The organism is Bacteroides sp. B1-V-101 (genome assembly GCF_023656585.1).
GTDB lineage: Bacteria > Bacteroidota > Bacteroidia > Bacteroidales > Bacteroidaceae > Bacteroides > Bacteroides thetaiotaomicron.
Window position 1 is genome coordinate 83,551 of record NZ_JAMOKH010000004.1, and the last position, 24,274, is coordinate 107,824.

The following is a 24,274-nucleotide window of genomic DNA, read 5'->3' on the forward strand; positions in this document are numbered from 1 at the left end:
ATGAGTGATAAGACATTATATACGATTATAGTTCATTCTGAAAATATAGCCGGATTGCTGAATCAGGTGACCGCTGTATTTACCCGTCGGCAAATAAACATCGAGAGTTTGAACGTTTCTGCTTCTTCCATTAAAGGAGTACATAAATATACGATTACAGCGTGGACTGATAAGGACACTATCGAAAAGGTGGTGAAGCAGATCGAAAAGAAGATTGATGTGATTCAGGCGCACTATTTTACGGAAGACGAGATTTATTTCCATGAGATAGCCTTATATAAGGTATCTACTCCTGCTTTTCAGGAGACTCCGGAAGCATCTAAAGTGATCCGCAGATATAATGCCCGCATTGTAGAGGTGAATCCGGTATTCTCTATCGTCGAGAAGAACGGCATGAGTGAAGAGATTACTTCCCTTTACGAAGAACTTCGGGCTTTGAAATGTGTGCTGCAGTTTGTCCGTTCGGGCCGTGTGGCTATTACTACCAGCTGTTTCGAACGTGTGAATGAGTTCCTGGACGGACAGGAAGCGAAGTATAAGCAAAGTAAAAAGGAACAGGAGTAATGAGTGAAGAAAATAAAATAGGGACTTATCAGTTTGTGGCAGAGCCGTTTCACGTAGATTTTAACGGCCGTCTGACCATGGGCGTGCTGGGAAATCATCTGCTGAATTGCGCAGGTTTTCATGCCAGCGACCGTGGATTTGGTATTGCTACGCTGAACGAGGACAATTACACATGGGTGCTTTCCCGCCTGGCTATCGAGCTGGATGAGATGCCTTACCAGTACGAGAAGTTCTCGGTTCAGACATGGGTGGAGAATGTCTATCGTCTCTTTACCGACCGTAACTTTGCCGTCATTGACAAGGATGGAAAGAAGATCGGCTATGCCCGTTCCGTATGGGCGATGATCAATCTGAATACCCGTAAGCCTGCCGATCTGTTGGCATTGCATGGAGGAAGCATCGTCGATTATATATGCGATGAACCTTGCCCGATAGAAAAGCCTTCGCGTATCAAGGTGACAAGCAATCAGCCTGTTGCGACGCTGACGGCAAAATACAGTGATATCGATATTAACGGACACGTAAACAGTATTCGTTATATCGAGCACATACTTGACTTGTTTCCGATAGAACTGTATCAGACGAAACGTATCCGCCGGTTTGAAATGGCGTATGTGGCTGAAAGTTATTTCGGAGATGAACTCTCTTTCTTCTGTGATGAGGCGAATGAAAACGAGTTTCATGTAGAGGTGAAGAAAAACGGCAGCGAGGTAGTATGCCGTTCCAAAGTGATATTTGAATAATATAGAGTATAACATCAATTAATAACAGATGGCGCAAGTCATCAAAACAAAAAAACAAAAAAAATGGCACAGTTGAATTTTGGCGGAACTGTAGAAAATGTAGTTATCCGTGATGAATTTCCATTGGAAAAAGCTCGTGAAGTATTGAAAAATGAAACAATCGCTGTAATCGGTTATGGCGTACAAGGTCCCGGACAGGCTCTGAACCTTCGTGATAACGGTTTCAATGTAATCGTTGGTCAACGCCAGGGAAAGACATATGACAAAGCGGTTGCTGACGGATGGGTTCCGGGTGAAACTTTGTTCGGTATTGAAGAAGCTTGCGAAAAAGGTACGATCATTATGTGCCTGTTGTCTGATGCAGCAGTAATGTCTGTATGGCCTACTATCAAGCCTTACCTGACTGCAGGAAAAGCTCTTTATTTCTCTCATGGTTTTGCTATTACATGGAGTGACCGCACAGGTGTAGTTCCTCCTGCAGATATCGACGTAATCATGGTTGCTCCTAAAGGTTCGGGTACATCCTTGCGTACTATGTTCCTTGAAGGTCGCGGCTTGAACTCTTCTTACGCTATCTATCAGGATGCAACAGGCAACGCTATGGACAGAACAATCGCATTGGGTATCGGTATCGGTTCAGGTTATTTGTTCGAAACAACTTTCATCCGCGAAGCTACTTCCGACCTGACAGGCGAACGTGGTTCATTGATGGGAGCTATCCAGGGTCTGTTGCTGGCACAATACGAAGTGTTACGTGAAAACGGTCATACTCCTTCCGAAGCATTCAACGAAACTGTAGAAGAGCTGACTCAGTCATTGATGCCGTTGTTTGCAAAGAACGGTATGGACTGGATGTATGCTAACTGCTCTACTACAGCTCAACGTGGTGCTCTCGACTGGATGGGCCCCTTCCACGATGCTATCAAACCGGTAGTTGAAAAGTTGTATCACAGTGTGAAGACTGGTAACGAAGCACAGATTTCAATCGACTCTAACTCCAAACCGGATTATCGTGAGAAACTGGAAGAAGAACTGAAAGCATTGCGCGAAAGCGAAATGTGGCAGACTGCCGTGACAGTTCGTAAACTTCGTCCGGAAAATAATTAATCAGACTTATACTATATAAGTTTTTCAAAAGGCGGGAAAAGCGTATTTTCCCGCTTTTTCTATGTAGATACCGGTCTTTTGAGTAATAGAAAAAGGATGAAAGTAGAAAAAAAGATTAAAAGATACTGATAATATAGGTGAAAAAGAGCATTTATGATTACCTTTACGGCAACAAATAAAACAGAATAGGCAATGAAGAAACTTTTTACTTACAGAAGATCGATACGTATGAAGATGATTTCTTCTTTAATAAATAGTATATCAGAATGTTACATTAAAAGATATTTAAGTTATTCTCTACCGAATGGTAGCTGTAATACCATTTCAAGTCCTTTTTATATTTCGTGTTCCATTAGTGATTCGTTGATATGATGCAGAATTTTATTCTGTAGCAGGAAAAAGTATGCGTTAAATTGAATTTAAGACAGAGCTTTTGGAACAGAATTTAGTGGGAAAATAACATTGTTTGTTTTGTTTGTAAATGGGAGTCCTCTTTCGTGAGAAAGGGGGCTTCTTTTTTTATCCCGATGATTCAGGAGGATACCGCTTCCTGCCGGATATACTGTATCAGTTTCCGGTAGAACGCATGCTTGGTAAGAGTGGTTGCATCTCCCAAAATCACAAGTTTCATCCGGGCGCGGGTAATGGCTACGTTCATTCGTCTTAAATCATTCAGAAAACCGATCTGTCCGTCCTCGTTCGCCCGGACGAGGCTGATAAAGACGACATCCCGTTCCTGTCCCTGAAAGCCGTCTACCGTGTTGACCGTGATGAGGCTGCGGAAAGGGCGGAGAAAACTGCTTCCTCTGATTTTACTTCTCAGGTATTGCACTTGCGCCTTGTAGGGCGAAATCAGACCAAAGTCGATGCTCTCGTCCAGGATGCGTGCTTTGCCGATCCGGCTGATATAGGCTTCCAGTTCTTGCAGTAACAAGTTGGCTTCCTGCTTGTTGATGCGCCCGAAGCTCTCGCCTACAAACTCTTCGTGGAAGTCCATTTCCGAGGTATCTATCCAGTTCATGGGAGTGTCGAAGTCAAGGATACCCCGGTTGCGCACTTCCGGTGCGGCTTCCAGTTCTCCGTTGTAGAACCATTCGGAGGGAAAGCGCATGATTGCTTCGTGCATCCGGTATTGCACTTTGAGCAGCGAGACGGCAGAAGGTTTTTGCTGCACGACCTTTTCCATTAGAGTGTGGTCCAGTCCGCCACGGGCGGCTTCGATACATTTGATTGTAGGAGGGAGCTGGCAATGGTCGCCGGCAAGAATCACACGGTCGGCCTTTCGGATGGCGATCCAACAGGCGGCTTCGAGTGCCTGGGCGGCTTCATCGATAAATAAGGTGGGGAAACGCCGTCCGTTGAGCAAACGGTGATTGCTGCTGACCAGCGTGGAAGCAATCACACGGGCACTGTCGAAAAGATCGGCGTTGATCAGGATTTCCAGTTCGGTGGCACGGTCGCGGAGGCGGCTCATCCGGCTGCGCATTCCTTCCCTTTCGGAGTAACTTCCCCGACGCATCCGGCTGCCCATTTCACGGATCGATTTTCGGATTCCCCAAAGTTCGGGGTAGGCCGAATGATTCTCAAAGCGGCGTTCGTAAGTGAAAGAAAGCATTTTGTCATTAACACGTGTAGGGTTACCAATGCGGAGGACAGGCACACCCCGGTCTACCAGTTTCTCGCAAATCCAGTCCACAGCCGTATTACTTTGGGCGCAGACCAGCACCTGCGGTTCGCGGTGAAGCGTTTCGTAAATGGCTTCCACGAGCGTGGTAGTCTTTCCGGTTCCCGGAGGGCCGTGAACGATGGCGACATCGCGTGTGCATAACACTTTGTTTACGGCTGTTTCCTGCGTGCTGTTCAGCCACGGGAAACGGACGGGATATAATTCGCGGAATCCCGGCTTTTGTGTTCCCAGCAAGGTGTCCCGGAGTTCGGCAAGGCGGTTGCCCTTAGCGCGGATTGTGTCTTCCAGCGCTTCGAACATGGCACGATAGGACGTTTCATCGAAATAAAGTTGTACACCCAGCACCTCTTCCGTTTGCAGTTCCAGCAAGGCGCCCGCACTGGGAAGCACGACCACCATCCGTTCGTCGTCCGCATAACTCACCGTTGCAATGAAATTCATGTAATTCACTTTTCCGTCAAATGACTGCCGGAAAAAGCAGACGGGACGACCGAATTCGAAGGAATGCTCGATTTCTTTATTTTCGGTGCGTGTAATATCTATTACAAGTTGATTTAGAGAATTATAGTAACTTCGACCGGGAGAGGCGGGATACCAGCACAGACCACGTTTCACTTTGCGGGCGACACCCATTGTTTCAGTCTGCCGCTTGAATTCCTCCTTTTCGTGTTCATACTCCATGCGTAGCAGGAGTTGCTGTTGCTGAAGGTCGATGATTGGACTTTTCGGATGATTATTCATAATAGACGCAAAGGTAATAAATCTTCTTCCTGAGACGAAAATATATTTCATTTTGTTAAACATTCCTCGAACGCCGTTCGTTATTTTTATAGATAGACTAAAAAAAATAAAAGCAATATGGTGTATGATTTGACTATGTTAGAGGCTTTTTATTCTGCTTATAAAGGAAAAGTGGAACACGTGCGGGCTGTTTTGAAACGCCCATTGACGTTAGCCGAGAAGATTCTGTATGCCCATCTGTTCAATGAGGGCGATCTGAAAAACTACAAGCGGGGTGAAGACTACGTAAATTTCCGTCCCGACCGCGTCGCTATGCAGGACGCGACTGCCCAGATGGCATTGCTTCAATTCATGAATGCAGGAAAAGAAAAAGTGGCTGTTCCCTCCACCGTGCACTGTGACCACTTGATACAGGCGTACAAAGGAGCAAAGGAGGACATTGCTACGGCAACCAAAACAAACGAAGAAGTTTACGACTTTTTGCGCGATGTATCCTCTCGTTACGGCATCGGCTTCTGGAAGCCGGGCGCCGGAATCATTCACCAGGTAGTACTCGAAAATTACGCTTTCCCCGGCGGGATGATGGTAGGAACCGACTCTCACACTCCGAATGCCGGAGGACTGGGCATGGTGGCCATCGGCGTCGGCGGTGCGGATGCCGTAGACGTGATGACAGGTATGGAATGGGAACTGAAAATGCCAAGGATTATCGGTGTCCGCCTGACCGGAAAACTGAGCGGCTGGACTTCCCCGAAAGATGTCATCCTGAAACTTGCTGGGATTCTGACCGTAAAAGGAGGAACGAACTCCATCATCGAATATTTCGGACCGGGAACAGCTTCCCTGTCGGCTACCGGCAAAGCGACCATTTGCAATATGGGTGCGGAAGTAGGAGCTACCACTTCGCTTTTCCCGTTCGATGGGCGCATGGCTACTTATCTGAGAGCCACCGGCAGAGATCGTATCGTAGAACTGGCGGAAGCCGTGGACTGTGAGCTCCGTGCGGACCAACAGGTGGCGGACGAACCGGAAAAGTACTACGACCGTGTCATCGACATTGATTTGTCTACGCTCGAACCTTATATTAACGGCCCTTTCACACCGGATGCCGCTACCCCTATCTCTGAATTTGCAGAAAAAGTATTACTGAACGGCTATCCGCGTAAGATGGAAGTCGGACTGATCGGTTCGTGTACCAACTCTTCTTACCAAGATCTCAGCCGTGCCGCATCCCTTGCGAGGCAGGTGAAGGAAAAGAATCTGAGTGTGGCTTCCCCGTTGATCATCAATCCGGGTTCCGAGCAAATCCGCGCCACTGCCGAAAGAGACGGAATGATGGATGACTTCATGCAGATCGGCGCCGTGATCATGGCAAATGCCTGCGGTCCTTGCATCGGTCAGTGGAAACGTCATACGGACGACCCGGCGCGGAAGAACTCGATCGTCACATCCTTCAACCGTAACTTTGCCAAACGTGCGGACGGCAATCCGAACACATACGCCTTTGTTGCTTCTCCCGAACTGACGATGGCACTGACCATTGCCGGTGATCTTTGCTTCAATCCGCTGAAAGACAGATTGATGAACCATGACGGCGAGAAAGTGAAACTGGCCGAACCCGTAGGAGATGAACTCCCCTTGAGAGGTTTTACCTCCGGCAATGAAGGCTATATCGCCCCTGGCGGGACGAAAACAGCGATTAACGTCAACCCGGCTTCCCAACGCCTGCAACTGCTGACTCCTTTCCCCGCTTGGGACGGACAAGATATACTCAATATGCCCCTGCTGATTAAGGCGCAGGGCAAATGTACTACCGACCATATTTCGATGGCGGGACCGTGGCTGCGTTTCCGCGGACATTTGGAGAATATTTCGGATAATATGCTAATGGGAGCCGTGAATGCGTTCAATGGCGAAACGAACAACGTGTGGAACCGTTCGACAAACACCTACGGAACCGTTTCGGGCACAGCCAAAATGTATAAATCCGAAGGAATCCCCTCCATTGTCGTGGCTGAAGAAAATTACGGAGAAGGCTCCAGTCGCGAGCACGCGGCAATGGAACCCCGTTTCCTGAATGTGCGTGTGATTCTCGCCAAGAGCTTCGCCCGTATCCACGAAACGAATCTGAAAAAGCAGGGCATGCTTGCCCTTACCTTTGCGGATAAAGCGGATTATGACAAGATACAGGAGCACGACCTCCTTTCAGTCATCGGCTTGCCCGACTTTGCTCCGGGACGGAATCTGACCGTCGTTCTTCATCACGAAGACGGAACGAAAGAGAGTTTTGAAGCGCAACATACATACAACGAACAGCAGATTGCCTGGTTCCGTGCCGGCTCTGCCTTGAATGCCAGATAATTAAAATGATAGAAATGAACAAAATAACCATGCAAAAAGATGGTACGCTGTCGGTGCCCGATGTGCCTGTCGTACCTTATATTACCGGAGACGGAGTAGGAGCGGAAGTGACTCCGTCAATGCAAGCCGTTGTGAACGCGGCTGTTCAGAAAGCATACGGCGGCAAACGTCGGATTGAATGGAAAGAAGTGCTGGCGGGCGAACGCGCTTTCAACGAGACAGGCTCTTGGCTGCCGGATGAAACGATGAAGGCTTTCCAAGAATATCTGATCGGCATCAAGGGTCCGCTGACGACCCCTGTCGGCGGTGGAATCCGTTCTTTGAACGTAGCTTTGCGCCAAACCTTGGATTTATATGTTTGTTTGCGTCCGGTTCGTTGGTATCAAGGCGTTCATTCTCCGGTGAAAGCACCGGAAAAAGTGAACATGTGTGTGTTCCGTGAAAATACGGAGGATATATATGCAGGAATCGAGTGGGAGGCAGGTACTCCCGAAGCCGAAAAGTTCTATCAATTCCTGAAAAACGAGATGGGAGTGACGAAAGTCCGCTTCCCCGAGACCTCTTCTTTTGGGGTGAAACCTGTTTCCCGTGAGGGCACGGAACGTCTTGTGCGGGCTGCCTGCCAGTATGCGCTCGACCATCATCTGCCTTCTGTGACACTGGTGCACAAAGGAAACATTATGAAGTTCACCGAAGGAGGTTTCAAGAAATGGGGCTATGAGCTGGCGCAACGTGAGTTTGGCGACGCGCTGGCAGACGGCCGGCTGGTGATAAAGGACTGCATTGCCGATGCTTTTCTGCAAAATACATTACTGATTCCCGAAGAGTATTCCGTGATTGCCACGCTGAACCTGAACGGAGACTATGTTTCCGACCAGTTGGCGGCAATGGTAGGCGGCATCGGCATTGCTCCGGGAGCAAATATTAACTACAAGACGGGGCACGCCATTTTTGAAGCGACTCATGGAACCGCCCCCAACATTGCCGGAAAGGATGTCGTGAATCCTTGTTCTATCATTCTTTCGGCGGTGATGATGCTTGAATATCTGGGATGGAAAGAAGCGGCCGCGCTTATCGAAAAGGCGCTGGAACAGAGTTTCCTCGATGCCCGTGCCACGCACGATCTGGCTCGCTTTATGCCGGGAGGTACATCCCTGTCTACCACCGCTTTCACACGCGAAATTGTGGAAAGAATCGAAAAGTAAATGTAACGATTAAAAACGAAGTATTATGAAGAAAGAGTATTTGATTTACAAGCTCTCCGAGGAGATGAAAGAGGCAACCCGGATTGACAATGAATTGTTCCCCAAGTTTGACGTGAAGCGTGGACTACGTAATGAAGACGGCACCGGTGTATTGGTAGGTCTGACAAAGATTGGTAATGTGGTGGGTTACGAACGTATCCCCGGCGGCGGTCTGAAGCCTATTCCGGGAAAATTGTTCTATCGGGGCTATGATGTGGAAGACATTTCCCACGCCATCATCAAGGAAAAACGTTTCGGCTTCGAAGAAGTGGCTTATCTGCTACTCTCCGGTCGTCTGCCGGACAAGGAAGAACTGGCTTCGTTCTGCGAACTGATCAATGACAATATGGCGCTCGAGCAGAAGACGAAAATGAATATTATCGAGCTGGAGGGAAATAATATCATGAATATCCTTTCGCGCAGCGTACTCGAAATGTATCGTTTCGATCCCGATGCCGACGATACTTCCCGCGACAATCTGATGCGCCAGAGTATCGATCTTATCTCCAAGTTCCCGACCATCATTGCGTATGCTTATAATATGCTCCGCCATGCTACATTCGGCCGTTCCCTGCATATCCGTCATCCGCAGGAAAAACTCTCTATTGCCGAGAATTTCCTCTATATGCTCAAAAAAGATTATACGGAACTGGATGCCCGTACGCTCGACTTGCTATTGATTTTGCAGGCAGAACATGGCGGTGGTAACAACTCGACTTTCACGGTTCGTGTGACTTCTTCCACCGGAACAGATACATACTCGGCCATCGCCGCAGGTATCGGTTCGTTGAAAGGCCCGCTTCACGGAGGCGCGAATATCCAGGTGGCCGATATGTTCCATCACTTGCAGGAGAACATCAAGGACTGGAAGAGCGTGGACGAGATAGATACCTATTTCACACGGATGCTGAATAAGGAAGTGTATAATAAGACCGGACTGATTTACGGTATCGGTCATGCTGTTTATACGATTTCCGATCCTCGTGCGCTGTTGCTGAAAGAACTGGCTCGCGACCTTGCCCGTGAGAAAGGAAAAGAAGAGGAGTTCGCTTTCCTCGAACTGCTTGAAGAGCGTGCCATCGCTACTTTCGGACGTGTGAAGAATAACGGAAAGACGGTTTCCAGCAATATCGACTTCTATTCGGGCTTCGTATATGAGATGATTGGTTTGCCGCAGGAGATTTTCACTCCGCTGTTTGCCATGGCTCGTATTGTCGGCTGGTGTGCGCACCGCAATGAGGAACTGAACTTCGAGGGCAAACGCATTATCCGTCCGGCTTATAAAAATGTTCTTGATGATCTGGCTTATATCCCCATCAAGAAACGCTGATAAGAACAAATCCTTTTATGCAATAATAACTAACCTCAGACGTACATCTCGGCAATCCCTGCATGTACGTCTCGGTAATCCCCAGTTGTACATCTTGGTAGTACCCGGTTGTACGTCTGGAGTGACTTGTTTCAGGAAGAACGTCCGATGTTCATTTAACATTTAACACTTTGCGGCTGCTATATTTTTCATCCGATGGAGGCTAAGGCATTTATCGTTGGTAGAAAGGGCACAGCCTGGCAGGTAGAAACGCCCTTTTAACGTAGCGTTAAAAGGGCGTTTCTACAACCGATGAATTATACATTCTATTCCTTTGGATATCAGTGAACTATGATCTTTCCCTTTGCTGGAGGAGAGATTATGGACAGGTGACCTGTTGAGAACAAACTTGTTATTTTAATAATTACCGTCGATTGCGTCTTTGCTGCTATTATTGGGATAAGGTATAATGTCTATTAAATCAAAATACATTAAGCGTGTTTTTAGATGCGTTCCGGTTTCAAAGCCTGTATATTCCACTTCTTGCGCTTCCGTAGAGAAAAGGTATTTGAAACCGTTTTTCAGATAATAGTTCAGAGGAATATTTTCATTGTAAGCGTCAACAATTAAAAAGCGACACCCTGTTTTGTTTCCCGCATCAATGAACCATGATTTTATGAAAGTCATCAGATCACTGCCTATGCCCTGATGCTTGTATTCTTTATTGATTCCAAGTCTGCCGATTAATACACCCGGATAGCGGCGCATTTGTTTGGCTCGGGGAATGTCTTTCTGAACTTTCTTTTCCCTGCTGTTGGGGAGGATATTTACTCTGATACTATCGTTAGAAACAGTGAAGGCACATACTATGTCCGAAGGCTTTTTATCTGAACGAAAACAGTAACTTTTTCCTAATAGCTGTGCATTATAGAGAGGAGCATCGTTATGAAAGAAGTCGTCTAAGTCTTGGTGCCCACATGAGAAAGGGTCACATTCTTTAATCGTATCTTCATCAAGTACGGCAAAAGTACATTTCTCAAAAAGAAATCCCATGTTTTATAACATTTTAGCCTTTTTGAGCACAGCACGGGCTTCCAGCACATGTTTGCTGAAGTCTTGTTTGTTTTGATTTTTATAAGCCTTGTCCGCTGCCTTAACGAAGTGTTCCGCTTCTTTTCCTTTTAAGGTCGGTATGGCTTTAATTTCCATTGCCATTGCTTTTTCTATTATTTAGTTCATAACCAACTGCAAAGATAGCTGATTTTTAATGAATAAACAAAGAATGCCGGAAGTCTGTTGTCGTTTGATCTGTTTTTTATTTGAGTTATTTTTGTGACCATTCTTTTCTTTTTTTGTTATTTTTGTGAATCTCAAAAGAAAATCAAGATGAGTATAGCTGCCTTTAATCTATTTTTGGGCGTCATGAGTCTGACCGCTCTGATTGTTTTCATCGCCCTCTACTTTGTGAAAGCCGGTTACGGGATATTTCGCACCGCCTCCTGGGGAGTTGCCATTTCCAACAAGCTGGCGTGGATACTGATGGAAGCCCCCGTATTTCTGGTCATGTGCTGGATGTGGATACACTCGGAACGTCGTTTTGATCCGGTCATACTGACATTCTTTGTCTTCTTTCAGATTCATTATTTTCAGCGCGCCTTCGTCTTTCCCCTGCTACTGACCGGAAAGAGTAAAATGCCGCTGGCAATCATGTCGATGGGAATCCTGTTCAATCTATTGAACGGCTATATGCAGGGTGAATGGATATTTTATCTCTCACCCGAGGGAATGTACCATTCCGGCTGGTTCACTTCCGCATGGTTTATTGCGGGCAGTCTGCTTTTCTTTGCGGGCATGTTGATGAACTGGCATTCGGACTATATCATCCGCCATTTGCGCAAACCGGGGGATACCCGTCATTATCTGCCACAAAAAGGGATGTACCGCTATGTCACTTCCGCCAATTATCTGGGCGAAATCATTGAATGGGCAGGCTGGGCAATACTGACTTGTTCACTATCCGGACTTGTATTCTTCTGGTGGACAGTGGCCAATCTCGTCCCCCGTGCCAATGCAATCTGGCATCGCTACCGTGAAGAATTTGGCTCGGAAGTAGGCGAACGCAAACGTGTATTTCCTTTTATCTATTGACTTGAAATAAATTATCTATTGACATAAAATAGCGTACTATGGAATCTAAACTTTTCACCCCTGTCACTTTCGGTCCATTGACGCTGCGGAATCGTACGATCCGTTCTGCCGCTTTTGAAAGCATGTGTCCAGGTAACGCCCCTTCACAAATGCTGCTCGATTACCACCGCTCGGTGGCTGCGGGCGGAGTAGGGATGACGACTGTAGCCTATGCAGCCGTGACACAAAGCGGACTTTCCTTTGACCGCCAGCTGTGGCTGCGTCCGGAAATCATTTCCGGTTTGCGTGAAGTGACCGGAGCTATACACGCGGAAGGTGCGGCAGCAGGCATCCAGATAGGGCACTGCGGAAATATGTCCCATAAAAAGATTTGCGGAACCACTCCCATTTCGGCCTCTTCCGGTTTCAATCTCTATTCTCCTACATTCGTGCGTGGCATGAAGAGAGAAGAGTTGCCGGAGATGGCCAGGGCCTACGGACGGGCTGTCCACTTGGCACGGGAAGCCGGCTTCGACGCCGTCGAGGTACACGCCGGACACGGATATCTGATCAGCCAGTTCCTGTCTCCCTACACCAATCACCGGAAAGACGAATACGGCGGCTCGCTCGAAAACCGGATGCGCTTTATGGAAATAGTGATGGACGAGGTGATGACAGCGGCGGAAAGCGACATGGCAGTCATTGTAAAAATGAATATGCGCGATGGCTTCAAAGGCGGCATGGAAACCGATGAATCTCTGCAAGTGGCCAAACGCCTGCTGGCATTGGGCGCGCACGCATTGGTACTGAGCGGAGGATTCGTCAGCAAGGCCCCGATGTACGTCATGCGGGGAGCGATGCCGATTCGTTCGATGGCTTACTACATGGACTGCTGGTGGCTGAAATACGGGGTTCGGATGTTTGGAAAGTGGATGATTCCGACCGTTCCTTTCCGGGAAGCCTATTTCCTGGAGGATGCACTGAAATTTCGGGCGGCACTTTCGGAAGCCCCGTTGATTTATGTGGGCGGACTGGTGTCCCGCGAAAAGATAGATGAAGTATTGGATGCCGGCTTCGATGCCGTCCAGATGGCACGTGCGTTGCTCAACGAACCGGAGTTTGTCAACCGGATGAGGCGGGAAGAGCAGGCGCGCTGTAACTGCGGACACAGCAACTACTGCATCGGGCGGATGTACACTATCGAAATGGCCTGCCACCAACATCTGAAAGAAAAACTGCCTCCCTGCCTGCAACGGGAGATTGAAAAACTGGAAAAGCAATGAGTGAAGAGAAATGGGCAATCATCACCGGTGCCGACGGCGGCATGGGAACGGAAATCACCCGTGCCGTAGCCGAAGCCGGTTGCCATATTATTATGGCTTGCTATCGTCCGTCCAAAGCGGAACCGATACGGCAGCGTCTAGTGAACGAGACAGGAAACGCAAACCTGGAAGTCATGGCAGTCGATCTGTCTTCCATGGCATCGACAGCTTCTTTTGCCGACCGGATTGTGGAGCGTCATCTCCCCGTTTCCCTGCTGATGAATAACGCCGGAACGATGGAAACCGGGCTTCACATCACCCCCGACGGCTTTGAACGAACGGTCAGTGTGAACTATCTGGGGCCGTACCTGCTTACCCGGAAACTCCTTCCGGCATTGACACGAGGAGCCCGTATTGTAAACATGGTTTCTTGCACGTATGCGATCGGGCACCTCGATTTTTCCGATTTCTTCCGGCAGGGAAGAAAGGGAAGTTTTTGGCGAATCCCTGTTTACAGCAATACAAAACTGGCTTTGATGCTGTTTACGATGGAACTTTCGGAACGCCTCCGTGAAAAAGGAATCACTGTCAATGCCGCCGATCCCGGCATTGTTTCTACCAACATCATCACTATGCACCAGTGGTTTGACCCGCTGACGGATCTCTTTTTCCGCCCCTTTATCCGCACGCCGAAGCAAGGGGCTTCCACTGCTGTCGGCCTCTTGCTGGATGAGGCAGTGGCCGGAGTCAGCGGACAGCTTTATGCGAGCAGCCACAGGAAGCAGCTGTCCGAAAAATACCTCTGCCATGTGCAGCAAAAACAACTGTGGCAGGAAACGGAACAGGCTTTGGAACGCTGGTTGAAATAATACTGTTTTTATTTAATTTATGCTGTGATTACTTATTTTTAGGTATTGTATATCTCCGGATATCTTCTTTTTGTTGATCTATTTTTACCAATAGATGGGGATTGTCCCGCATCTCTATTTGTCACTACCTTTGTATCGTTTTAGAATTCGTTATCGGAACTATATAGTAGGTATTAAGTAAATAGAGTAAAAAGAGATGATCAATAAAAGTTTTCTGGTTTTTCTTGCGTTCTTATTTTCAGTGTCAGCATTTTCTCAACATGGGCGATCCGGAGGGATGATTTCCGGAAGAGTGATTTCTACTGTAGAAAAAGAAGTGGTGGACTTTGCGACTGTATATCTGAAAGGGACGAACAGAGGAGCGACTACAGATGAAAAGGGATTGTATCACTTGAAAGCGGCAGCAGGCGACTACACTCTGGTTGTATCGGCCATTGGGTATACGACAGTAGAAAAGAAAGTGACACTGAAAGCCGGTGAAAGAATAAGGGTCAATGTAACGATTGCTCCGCAGGTGACGGAACTGAATGAAGTGGTAGTGTCCACTTCTGCAGTGAGCCGGGTAAATAAATCTGCCTTTAATGCGGTGGCAATTGATGCGAAAGGTCTGCATAACAGTACACAAAACCTTTCTGATGCCTTGGCAAAAGTTCCGGGACTCAAACTTCGGGAAGCCGGAGGAGTGGGGTCGGATATGATTCTTTCGCTGGACGGATTTTCCGGCAAGCACGTCAAGCTGTTTATTGACGGAGTGCCGCAGGAGGGCGTAGGAAGTTCTTTCGGACTGAACAACATTCCCATTAACTTTGCTGACCGCATCGAAGTGTACCGTGGTGTAGTGCCTGTCGGGTTCGGGACGGATGCCTTGGGCGGAGTTATCAATATCGTAACCAATAAAAACCGGAAAAACTGGTTTCTGGACGCATCCTACTCTTACGGCTCGTTCAATACACATAAATCGTACGTCAACTTCGGACAGACCTTCAAGAATGGACTGACTTACGAAATCAACGCTTTCCAAAACTATTCTGACAACAGTTACTATGTGGATACCCCTGTCGAAGAGTTTTATGAAGGCGGCGGCTCGGCTATCAATACGGACAAGGTAGAACATGTGAAACGCTTTCATGACAACTATCACAACGAGGCTGTTGTCGGCAAAGTAGGGCTGGTTGACAAGAAATGGGCGGATCGTCTGATGATCGGACTGACGTACTCGCGTATGTACAAAGAAATCCAGACAGGAGTGGTACAAAAGGTCGTATTTGGTGAAAAATATCGTAAGGGAAACTCTCTGATGCCTTCTCTGGAATATCGTAAACGTAATTTATTCGTCAGGAATCTGGACGTAGCATTCACAGCCAATTACAACCGGAACTTTACGAACAATGTCGATACGGCAACGTACCGTTTCAACTGGCTTGGTGAGAAAACCTCTCTGAAAGGGAGAAAAGGAGAACAGTCATATCAGGATATGAAGTCCGACAACGACAACTGGAACGCTACTTTTACCGCCAACTACCACATCGGCACTGCGCATACATTTGTGCTGAACCACGTCTTGAACACCTTTCATCGTGAAAATCACAACTCCGTTTCTGTCGATGAATCGAACGCTATCGCCAAAGTGACCCGCAAAAATATAACCGGATTTTCATACAGGCTGATGCCTTCGGAGCACTGGAATTTATCCGTATTCGGGAAATATTACAACCAATATAATGCGGGGCCCGTGTCCGCATCGACCAGTGGAACGAGTAACTACGTCCGTCTCACCAATAATGTAAGCTCTGTGGGATATGGCGCGGCCGGTACTTATTTCATCCTTTCGGGATTGCAGGCAAAACTTTCTTATGAGAAGGCTTACCGGCTGCCTACGAACGAAGAACTTTTTGGTGACGAAGACCTTGAACTGGGAAAAATAGGACTGAATCCGGAAAAAAGTGATAACCTCAATTTCAATTTGAGCTATAATCGCCAATTGGGTAAACACGGTCTGTATGTGGAAACCGGACTGATTTACCGGAATACTTCCGATTATATCTATCGCAGTATCGAAACAACGAGCAACCGTTCATACGGCTCTTACAGCAACTATGGAAGTGTTGAAACAAAAGGCTATCATATTTCCGCGCGTTATAATTACTCCTGCTGGGTCAGTATCGGCGGAAACTTTACACAAATGGACGTGCGTGACAATGTGGAGAAAACGCAGACCGGGCAGGAAAGTCTGACTTATGGCGCACGTATGCCGAACTTGCCTTACCGTTTTGCCAATTCGGACATCTCTTTCTTCTGGCGGAACCTCTGGAAGAAAGGAAATACGCTGACCGTTACCTATGACAATATGTATGTACATGGTTTTCCGCTTTACTCCGAAGCATTGGGAGCGGTGGAAACCAAAGACATAGTGCCTACACAGTTTTCACATAATCTGGGCATCACCTACAGTCTGAAGAATGGACGATATAACGTATCGTTCGAATGTAAAAACTTCACTGACGAAAAACTCTATGATAACTTCAGTCTCCAGAAAGCCGGTCGTGCCTTCTATGGGAAAGTGAGAGTGTACTTCGGCGGAAATTGAAACAGAAAGAATTTTAAACCTGAGAGAAATAAAAACAATTTGATTAACTACAAATACTCAAAAAAAGATGAAGAAGAATTTTTTGATGTGGAGCTTTGCAATGGCTCTGTTGACAGGTACGCTTTGTACCTCTTGTGATGAAACTGAGGGAGCCGTTGCTCCGGAAGAAACGCAATCCGTACAGAAGGGAATAGCTATTACCTATCTGCATGTGACTGACCAGATCATGAAAAACAGAGATGTCATCCGTGGCGAAAACTTTTTGGGAAATGGCGAGTACGTTACTTTCGCAGGTATTCTTGAAGCCAACAATAAAATTTATACCGCTCCTATTCCTATGGGACTAAGTGTATACGGGTCGGCTTTTGAAGATGGCAAGTGGGTGAAATATCCGGAACTGGTGAAAACCGAAGACGGAGGCAGCAACAGCTCCAGCTATGAGAAAGGGGAACTGCAGTGGACTCAGTACCCCAACGAAGCATGGGTGGCTATCTACAACGATGAAAACTTCAACAACCCGACGCTGATCAGGACGGACAAAATCAGTTATGCTTGCGGACGTATGCGTTCACAGTATTATCAGACGATTTGGGCTGCCGACAATGGAGACGTATATGTGTTTTCCCCGAGTTATGCCAAGATCATGGATGCCGACGTACAGAAAACCAACTTACCGGCAGGAGTGGTCCGCATCAAAGCTGGCGCGACTGACTTTGACAGCTATTACTGTAATCTGGAAGAACTCTCGGGCGGCAAGTCATTCCTGCGCTGCTGGCACATCACCGGAGACTATTTCTTGTTGCAGATGTACACAGGCGAAATTAACTCACGTGGCACGGGAGCTACGCGAATGGCTGTCTTCAAGGCGACAGGAAATGGGGATAAGGGAGAACTGTACTATGTAGACGGACTGCCTGAACCGGATCGTATCTCTTCTTTCTCCGGTACCCCGTTTTGTGAGAACGGCGTGGCTTATGTCGGCGTCATTCCCATTACTGCAGACGGAGAAACCAATCATTCGGCTATTTATAAAATTGATCCGGTTACTCATACGGCAACAAAAGGGCTGACTGTCAACGCTACCGGAATCACTGCGATAGGTAGACTTGCCAAGGATTCGCACTCAACTTACGTCGTATCGGCTACCGTAACATCGGCCAACAGTACAGCCAACTACTTACTGGCTACCTCGACTCTCGAAAGTGGCAGTGTAACTCCCGGCAACAATAACGGATTTGAAACTGCTACCGGTACTGCCTGGATTTTCTACAAAGACCAATATCTGTATCGCCTCCAATACAATCAGGGAAATGAAGGTGTAACCACAGCTTATGAACTGAATACAAACGGCGGTATTGCGAAACGTTCGAACGAATATACGATTACCCGCTTTACCACTTACGGTATTTTTGGAGAAAATATCATCTCTTCATCAGCTGTTGACGCTACTTTCACAGACTAAATGTTGAATATTCTTTGCCAATCATGAAATCAGCAAGGTTGTGCCAAAAGTAACCCATACAAATACAATGAGAAAGTTTTTTCGAAAAATTCATTTGTGGCTCTCAGTCCCCTTCGGAATAATAATCACGCTTATCTGTTTCTCCGGCGCCATGCTGGTGTTCGAGAATGAGGTAAATGAACTGATGTGGCCGGAACTTTACTTTGTGAAACAGGTTGAGGCAACTCCGTTACCGGTTGATCAGTTGTTGGAAAAGGTGGCTGCCACGTTGCCCGACGATGTTTCTGTGTCAGGTGTCAGCATTTCCTCTGATCCGGAACGCACTTATCAGGTGAGTCTTTCCAAACCCCGCCGTTCTTCGGTGTATGTCGATCAGTATACGGGCGAGATTACCGGAAAGAATCAGCGCAGCGGTTTTTTTGCGTTTATGTTTCGGATGCACCGCTGGTTGCTGGATAGTATGAATCCGGGAGGTGAGGGGATTTTCTGGGGAAAGATGATTGTAGGCGTCAGCACTTTGATGTTTGTCGTAGTCTTGATTTCCGGAATCATTGTCTGGTGGCCGCGTACACGTAAGGCATTGAAAAATAGTCTGAAGATATCGGGCACGAAAGGCTGGAAGCGGTTTTGGTATGACTTGCATGTGGCGGGAGGAATGTATGCGCTGGTTCTTCTGCTGGCTATGTCGCTGACCGGACTGACGTGGTCTTTCACTTGGTATCGGACAGCCTTTTATAAAGTTTTTGGCGTGGAAGTGCAGCAGCAGGGCGGGCATGGGCACGGGCAGAAAGAAAGCACTTCCAAAGGAGATGCCCGACTGGCTTTGCAGGATGGAAAGCCGAAGGCTGAAACTGAAGGACGGGAGAATGCCGAAGAACGTGGAAGTGGCAGAAGAGGTCGTCCGGACAGGCCGCATCGAGAAAAACAGGAAGGCTTATCCGCAGATTATTCACAAAGTGAACGGCAGGAAGGCAACCTGCATGAGGGCGGCAGACATTGGAAACACCAGCAAACTGAACAGCCAAAGCCTGTTGTTTCTGCCTTTGCTTATTGGCAGGAAATATATGACAAGCTGAGTCTTCAGAATCCGGCATACAAACAGATCAGTGTTTCCTCCGGTACGGCTAGCGTTGCTTTCGACCGTTTGGGGAATCAACGTGCTGCTGACCGTTATTCATTTAATACGGAAAATGGTGAATTTACAGAGACGAGTCTTTATCAGCATCAGGATAAGGCAGGAAAAATACGCGGTTGGATTTACTCTGTTCATGTAGGCAACTGGGGAGGTATGACGACACGTATACTTACTTTTTTGGCTGCATTAGTGGGCGCTTCCTTGCCGTTGACCGGTTATTATTTGTGGATTAAGAAAATGATAAATAAGAGAAAGCGTGAAAAGACGATCGCTTTATCTGCCGCGGGGAAAAGAGATATTGCTTGAAAGAATGCCGGTATATCGGTTCGGACTCCTGGAAATAGTGATAGCTTTATTGAAACAAGAACGGTGGACCATTGAATCTCTCATTGCGTCCACCGTTCTTTATATTACCTTATATGAATGTATTACCTTTATTATATAGAAAGCTCTTTCAATACATTGACCAGATCTCTCTTGACCGGCTTATCATTCTTGATAGCTTTGCTGAATGGTACATAAACGATTTCATCGTGCTCGATACCTATCATTACGTTGCGCTGGTCTTCCATGATAGCGTCGATGGCAGCGGCACCCAAACGGCTTGCCAGAATGCGGTCGTGAGCTGTAGGGCTTCCACCGCGCTGCAAGTGTCCTAAGATTGTCACACGCACATCGTATTGCGGGTATTCGTTTTTCACACGTTCCGCATAGTGCATGGCACCGCCTGTCAGTTCGCTTTCCGCTACCAGTACAATACTGCTATTCTTGGATTTACGGAATCCGTTCTTGATAAATTCTTCCAGTTGGTCGACTTCCGTGCTGAACTCCGGAATAATGGCTGCTTCGGCTCCCGAAGCAATGGCGCCGTTCAGAGCGAGGAATCCGGCATCACGCCCCATCACCTCTACAAAGAACAGACGTTCGTGTGAAGTGGCGGTGTCACGGATTTTATCTACTGCATCCAGAATGGTGTTCAATGCCGTATCGTATCCGATAGTGGTGTCTGTGCCGTAAAGGTCGTTGTCAATCGTTCCCGGAAGTCCGATACATGGAACATCGAATTCCTGTGCGAAGATTCGGGCGCCTGTCAGCGAACCGTCACCACCGATGATCACCAAAGCATCAATGCCTTCTCTTTTCATATTATCATAAGCCAGCTGGCGGCCTTCCGGTGTGGTGAACTCCTTACAGCGGGCTGTTTTCAGGATGGTTCCACCCAGTTGGATGATATTACTTACGTTCTGGCTCTTGAACTCTTTGATTTCGCCTGTCACCAGACCTTTGTATCCTCTATATATACCTTTTACTTGTAGTCCGTTGTAGATAGCTGCACGTGTTACTGCGCGGATGGCCGCATTCATTCCCGGAGCATCACCTCCCGAAGTCAAAATACCGATACATTTAACTGTTCCCATAACAATCTTTCATTAATTAGTTTGACGTGGCAAATGTACAACAAAAAGTTGAAAGCAGTGTTTCATAAGTTTTTTTTCGTGTGTCGAAACCATTAAAAATATTCAAATTGTCTTTTCTATCTTTCTTTTTAATCTTTTATCAATAGCTGGATATGGTCATGTATTTTTTCCATCAGCCATTTGGGGGTGGAAGTCGCTCCACATACGCCGATGGATTCCACATTCCGGAGTAAAGTGGGATCGATTTCTTTCTCATTATCAATCAGATGTGAGTTGGCGTTTACTTTCAGGCATTCTTCAAAAAGCATTTTTCCGTTCGAACTCTTCTTTCCGCTGACGAAGAAAATCAGATCATGCGTTGCCGCAAATTCCCTAAGATTGGGCATACGGTTAGCTACCTGCCGGCAGATTGTATCGTAATATTCGAAAGTGGCATCCGGTGAAATGTGGAGTTTGATGTATTCTACAATCTCCTGAAACTCGTCCAGAGACTTTGTGGTCTGTGAGAAAAGGCGGATGCTTTTAGTGAAATCCAGCTTTTTGGCTTCTTCTGCACTTTCGATGACAATGGCTTGACCACCGGTCTGCCCTACCAGTCCCAGCACTTCTGCATGGCCGTTCTTGCCGTAGATCACAATTTGCTTTTCTTCAAAATCTTCCTTCCGGAACTCTTGTTTGATGCGCTTTTGAAGCCGCAGTACGACCGGACAGGTTGCGTCGATGATTTCGATATTATTCTTGTGGGCGATCTGGTAAGTCTCCGGTGGCTCTCCATGTGCGCGAAGCAACACTTTGGCATTGCGCAATTGTCTGAACTCATCACGGTTGATCGTAATTAGTCCCATTGCCTTCAGCCTTTCTACCTCCCGGCTGTTGTGTACAATATCTCCCAGGCAATAGAGGGTTTCTCCTTTTGCCAGTTCTTCTTCCGCCTTGTGGATGGCTGTGACCACACCGAAGCAGAAGCCGGAACCTTCATCTATCTCTACTTTAATCATACACTCGATTTTTATCCTCTATTCCTTTACTACTTTTCCGAACTGTTCCGACAGCCATTCCTTCTGCTGTTCGATGCTCAGATTAGAATTGTCGAGCAGCAGAGCGTCATCTGCTTTGCGCAATGGACTCACTTCACGATACTGGTCGATGTAATCCCGTTGCTTTACGTTCTCAAGAATTTCTTCGAAGCTGCCTTCCTGGCCTTTTGCTTTTAGTTCGTCAAAACGGCGTTTGGCACGAATCTCCGGTGTGGCCGTAACAAATATTTTCAGTTCCGCATCCGGGAAAACCGTGGTTCCGATGTCCCGTCCGTCCATCACAATCCCTTTTTCTTTACCCATGGCCTGTTGCTGTGCTACCATCGCTTCGCGTACAAAATCGAGTGCGCTGATAGGGCTGACTTTGGACGAAACCCCCATTGTACGAATTTTATTCTCTACGTTCACCCCGTTGAGGTAGGTGTCCGGACGTCCTGTCTCCGGATTTGGGCGGAAAGTAATCCGGATATCCCGGATTGCTTCTTTCAGCTTCTCCGTATCGATAACGTCTCCGTTAAATATCCCATTTTCAATACTATATAAGGTGACTGCGCGATACATTGCCCCACTATCTATATAAATGTATCCTACTTCGCGGGCGAGATCTTTGGCCATTGTACTTTTTCCGCAGGAGGAAAAACCGTCGATTGCGATTGTTATCTTTTTCATATTATCTGCTTCTTATATTTGTCCGCCAAAGATACGCTTATTTTGAAAATCAGCCATAAATTTGACTGTAAAAGCAACTGAATGAGTATGAAAGAATTAAAAAAGTTAAAAAGCCGGATAAAAAGATATGAAGAAACGGACGGTTATCTGAAAATGTAGTATATTTGCCCAGAGACACATAGGAAGACACTTTTTTTATTAATCATTATATTAACAAAATTATGGAAGTTAAAAAATCACCCAAGGCAGACCTGGAAGGAAAGAAATCCACATGGCTGCTGATCGGTTACGTGGTGGTATTGGCTTTTATGTTCGTGGCGTTCGAATGGACCCAGCGTGACGTGAAAATCGATACAAGCCAGGCTGTAGCTGATGTTGTTTTTGAAGAGGAAATCATTCCTATTACCGAAACCCCTGAACAAGCGACTCCACCACCACCCGAGGCTCCGAAGGTGGCCGAATTGCTGGAAATTGTCGATGACCAGGCAGATATTGAAGAATCAACTACCATCCTTAATGAGGATAACACACCTAAAGTGGAAGTAAAATACGTACCGGTACAAGTAGTTGAGGAAGAGCCGGAAGAACAGACTATCTTCGAAGTTGTAGAAAATATGCCGGACTTCCCGGGTGGACAGGCAGCATTGATGCAGTATCTGGCTAAAAATATCAAATATCCGACTATCGCACAGGAAAATGGTACTCAAGGTCGTGTTATCGTACAGTTCGTTGTTAACAAAGACGGTAGTATCGTAGATGCAAAAGTTGTACGCAGTGTAGACCCGTATCTGGATAAAGAAGCTCTCCGTGTGATCAACACGATGCCGAAATGGAAACCAGGTATGCAGCGTGGTAAACCGGTTCGCGTTAAATTTACAGTTCCTGTAATGTTCAGATTGCAGTAATTTGTAACACTCATACATTTAAGAGGCTGCGAATGCAGCCTCTTTTTATTCATTAATCTTTGTTTTCATCATGTTTACAGCTTCTCAATTACTTGATAAAATAAACAACCACCTATCTGAAAATCAGATAACCCGGACTCCGGAAGGACTCTACGAACCAATCGAATACATCCTTTCTTTGGGGGGGAAGCGGATTCGTCCTGTATTGATGCTGATGGCATATAACTTGTATAAGGAAGATGTTTCGTCAATTTACGATCCTGCTACCGGTATCGAAGTTTATCATAATCATACATTGCTGCATGATGATTTGATGGATCGTTCGGATATGCGCAGAGGAAAGCCGACTGTGCATAAGGTTTGGAACGATAACACAGCTATTTTGTCGGGTGATACCATGCTGATACTGGCTTTCCGGTATGTAGCCGGTTGTGCGCCCGAGCATTTGAAAGAAGTCATTGATTTGTTTAGTCTGACTGCGTTGGAAATTTGTGAAGGGCAGCAGTTGGATATGGAATTTGAGTCGCGCAACGATGTGGCGGAAGACGAATATATTGAAATGATTCGTCTGAAAACGGCTGTATTGCTTGCCGCAAGTCTGAAGATCGGCGCGATTCTGGCAGGAGCGTCTGCTGTTGATGCGGAGAATCTTTATAATTTTGGTATGCAGATAGGGGTTGCATTCCAGTTACAGGATGATTTGCTGGATGTTTATGGCGATCCGGAAGTGTTCGGAAAGAAAATCGGTGGAGACATCCTTTGCAATAAGAAGACATATATGCTGATCAAAGCACTGGAACGTGCAAACGGAGAACAGCTGGAAGAACTGAACCGCTGGCTGAATGCAGAGAACTGTCAGCCGGCAGAAAAGATAGCGGCAGTGACGGAGATCTATAATCAGTTGACTATCCGTAGCGTTTGTGAAAACAAAATGCGCGAATATTATACGCTGGCTATGGAGAGCCTTGAAGCAGTTGCGGTTGCCGAAGAGAAGAAGAAAGAACTTAAGAATTTAGTGAAATTACTGATGTATCGGGAAATGTAGTA

20 protein-coding genes and 1 pseudogene are annotated in these 24,274 nt (G+C 46.8%); 15 read left to right on the forward strand and 6 right to left on the reverse strand.

Going from position 1 to position 24,274, the window contains the following annotated elements:
• From ilvN to ilvC, 3 genes are all read left to right on the forward strand, one after another.
• Positions 1-564 carry an acetolactate synthase small subunit gene (gene ilvN, locus NBH01_RS04915; RefSeq protein ID WP_008761035.1) on the forward strand — a complete coding sequence of 188 codons (564 nt, stop codon included), beginning with the start codon at positions 1-3 and terminating at the stop codon, positions 562-564.
• Positions 564-1,307: an acyl-[acyl-carrier-protein] thioesterase gene (locus tag NBH01_RS04920; protein WP_008761036.1), complete on the forward strand. Its 744-nt coding sequence runs from the start codon at positions 564-566 to the stop codon at positions 1,305-1,307. Before ilvN ends, NBH01_RS04920 begins: the two co-directional genes overlap by 1 nt.
• Positions 1,308-1,370: 63 nt before the next feature.
• Positions 1,371-2,414, forward strand: a complete 1,044-nt coding sequence (gene ilvC, locus NBH01_RS04925) for a ketol-acid reductoisomerase (protein ID WP_008761037.1) — start codon at positions 1,371-1,373, stop codon at positions 2,412-2,414.
• Positions 2,415-2,946: 532 nt separating this feature from the next.
• On the opposite strand, the gene NBH01_RS04930 is transcribed toward ilvC, so the two are convergent.
• On the reverse strand, positions 2,947-4,893 hold the full coding sequence (locus NBH01_RS04930) for an AAA domain-containing protein (RefSeq protein ID WP_062695901.1): 1,947 nt from the start codon (positions 4,891-4,893) through the stop codon (positions 2,947-2,949).
• A 66-nt stretch (positions 4,894-4,959) separates the two neighbouring features.
• On the opposite strand from NBH01_RS04930, the gene NBH01_RS04935 reads away from it, so the two are divergent.
• Genes NBH01_RS04935 through NBH01_RS04945 form a run of 3 tightly spaced genes read left to right on the forward strand, consistent with a single transcriptional unit; the run spans position 4,960 to position 9,777 of the window.
• Complete coding sequence (locus NBH01_RS04935; RefSeq protein WP_195381986.1) at positions 4,960-7,203, forward strand: aconitate hydratase; 2,244 nt, start codon at positions 4,960-4,962, stop codon at positions 7,201-7,203.
• A gap of 14 nt (positions 7,204-7,217) precedes the next feature.
• Positions 7,218-8,408, forward strand: coding sequence for an NADP-dependent isocitrate dehydrogenase (gene icd / locus NBH01_RS04940; protein ID WP_016269563.1), 1,191 nt, complete (start codon positions 7,218-7,220; stop codon positions 8,406-8,408).
• A 25-nt stretch (positions 8,409-8,433) separates the two neighbouring features.
• Complete coding sequence (locus tag NBH01_RS04945; protein ID WP_008761042.1) at positions 8,434-9,777, forward strand: citrate/2-methylcitrate synthase; 1,344 nt, start codon at positions 8,434-8,436, stop codon at positions 9,775-9,777.
• 396 nt (positions 9,778-10,173) lie between these two features.
• Here NBH01_RS04945 and NBH01_RS04950 read toward each other — a convergent pair whose 3' ends face one another.
• Positions 10,174-10,809, reverse strand: a complete 636-nt coding sequence (locus NBH01_RS04950) for a GNAT family N-acetyltransferase (protein ID WP_062694589.1) — start codon at positions 10,807-10,809, stop codon at positions 10,174-10,176.
• A gap of 3 nt (positions 10,810-10,812) precedes the next feature.
• Positions 10,813-10,971: a hypothetical protein gene (locus tag NBH01_RS04955; RefSeq protein ID WP_008761044.1), complete on the reverse strand. Its 159-nt coding sequence runs from the start codon at positions 10,969-10,971 to the stop codon at positions 10,813-10,815.
• Positions 10,972-11,142: 171 nt separating this feature from the next.
• Here NBH01_RS04955 and NBH01_RS04960 point away from each other — a divergent pair, with 171 nt between their 5' ends.
• The 7 genes and pseudogenes from NBH01_RS04960 (at position 11,143) to NBH01_RS04990 (ending at position 19,504) form a co-directional block, all read left to right on the forward strand.
• A complete protein-coding gene (locus NBH01_RS04960) occupies positions 11,143-11,904 on the forward strand; it encodes a DUF1295 domain-containing protein (RefSeq protein WP_011108120.1) in 762 nt (253 codons plus the stop codon).
• Between the two features lie 38 nt (positions 11,905-11,942).
• Positions 11,943-13,166 carry an NADH:flavin oxidoreductase gene (locus NBH01_RS04965; protein WP_225693483.1) on the forward strand — a complete coding sequence of 408 codons (1,224 nt, stop codon included), beginning with the start codon at positions 11,943-11,945 and terminating at the stop codon, positions 13,164-13,166.
• Positions 13,163-14,014, forward strand: a complete 852-nt coding sequence (locus NBH01_RS04970; RefSeq protein ID WP_225679856.1) for an SDR family oxidoreductase — start codon at positions 13,163-13,165, stop codon at positions 14,012-14,014. The genes NBH01_RS04965 and NBH01_RS04970 overlap by 4 nt, the downstream gene beginning before the upstream one ends.
• A gap of 196 nt (positions 14,015-14,210) precedes the next feature.
• On the forward strand, positions 14,211-16,601 hold the full coding sequence (locus NBH01_RS04975) for a TonB-dependent receptor (RefSeq protein ID WP_011108117.1): 2,391 nt from the start codon (positions 14,211-14,213) through the stop codon (positions 16,599-16,601).
• Between the two features lie 121 nt (positions 16,602-16,722).
• Positions 16,723-17,709 (forward strand): annotated as a pseudogene (locus NBH01_RS04980) (DUF4374 domain-containing protein); the annotation flags it as partial.
• The gene (locus tag NBH01_RS04985) at positions 17,698-18,063 is read left to right on the forward strand and encodes a DUF4374 domain-containing protein (protein WP_234119614.1); all 366 of its coding nucleotides are present in this window, start codon (positions 17,698-17,700) and stop codon (positions 18,061-18,063) included. The pseudogene NBH01_RS04980 and the gene NBH01_RS04985, both read left to right, overlap by 12 nt.
• A 67-nt stretch (positions 18,064-18,130) precedes the next feature.
• Positions 18,131-19,504 carry a PepSY-associated TM helix domain-containing protein gene (locus tag NBH01_RS04990; RefSeq protein ID WP_225679858.1) on the forward strand — a complete coding sequence of 458 codons (1,374 nt, stop codon included), beginning with the start codon at positions 18,131-18,133 and terminating at the stop codon, positions 19,502-19,504.
• Positions 19,505-19,635: 131 nt separating this feature from the next.
• Here NBH01_RS04990 and pfkA read toward each other — a convergent pair whose 3' ends face one another.
• From pfkA to cmk, 3 genes are all read right to left on the reverse strand, one after another.
• Positions 19,636-20,616, reverse strand: a complete 981-nt coding sequence (gene pfkA, locus NBH01_RS04995; RefSeq protein ID WP_008761048.1) for a 6-phosphofructokinase — start codon at positions 20,614-20,616, stop codon at positions 19,636-19,638.
• Positions 20,617-20,744: 128 nt separating this feature from the next.
• Positions 20,745-21,614, reverse strand: a complete 870-nt coding sequence (locus NBH01_RS05000) for a 4-hydroxy-3-methylbut-2-enyl diphosphate reductase (protein ID WP_008761049.1) — start codon at positions 21,612-21,614, stop codon at positions 20,745-20,747.
• Positions 21,615-21,632: 18 nt separating this feature from the next.
• Positions 21,633-22,322, reverse strand: a complete 690-nt coding sequence (gene cmk, locus NBH01_RS05005; protein ID WP_118417287.1) for a (d)CMP kinase — start codon at positions 22,320-22,322, stop codon at positions 21,633-21,635.
• Between the two features lie 221 nt (positions 22,323-22,543).
• On the opposite strand from cmk, the gene NBH01_RS05010 reads away from it, so the two are divergent.
• Both NBH01_RS05010 and NBH01_RS05015 read left to right on the forward strand, forming a co-directional pair.
• Positions 22,544-23,227, forward strand: a complete 684-nt coding sequence (locus tag NBH01_RS05010; protein WP_008761051.1) for an energy transducer TonB — start codon at positions 22,544-22,546, stop codon at positions 23,225-23,227.
• A gap of 70 nt (positions 23,228-23,297) precedes the next feature.
• Positions 23,298-24,272 (forward strand): polyprenyl synthetase family protein, encoded by a 975-nt coding sequence (locus NBH01_RS05015; RefSeq protein WP_016269565.1) that lies wholly within the window; start codon positions 23,298-23,300, stop codon positions 24,270-24,272.
• Positions 24,273-24,274 lie beyond the last annotated feature (2 nt).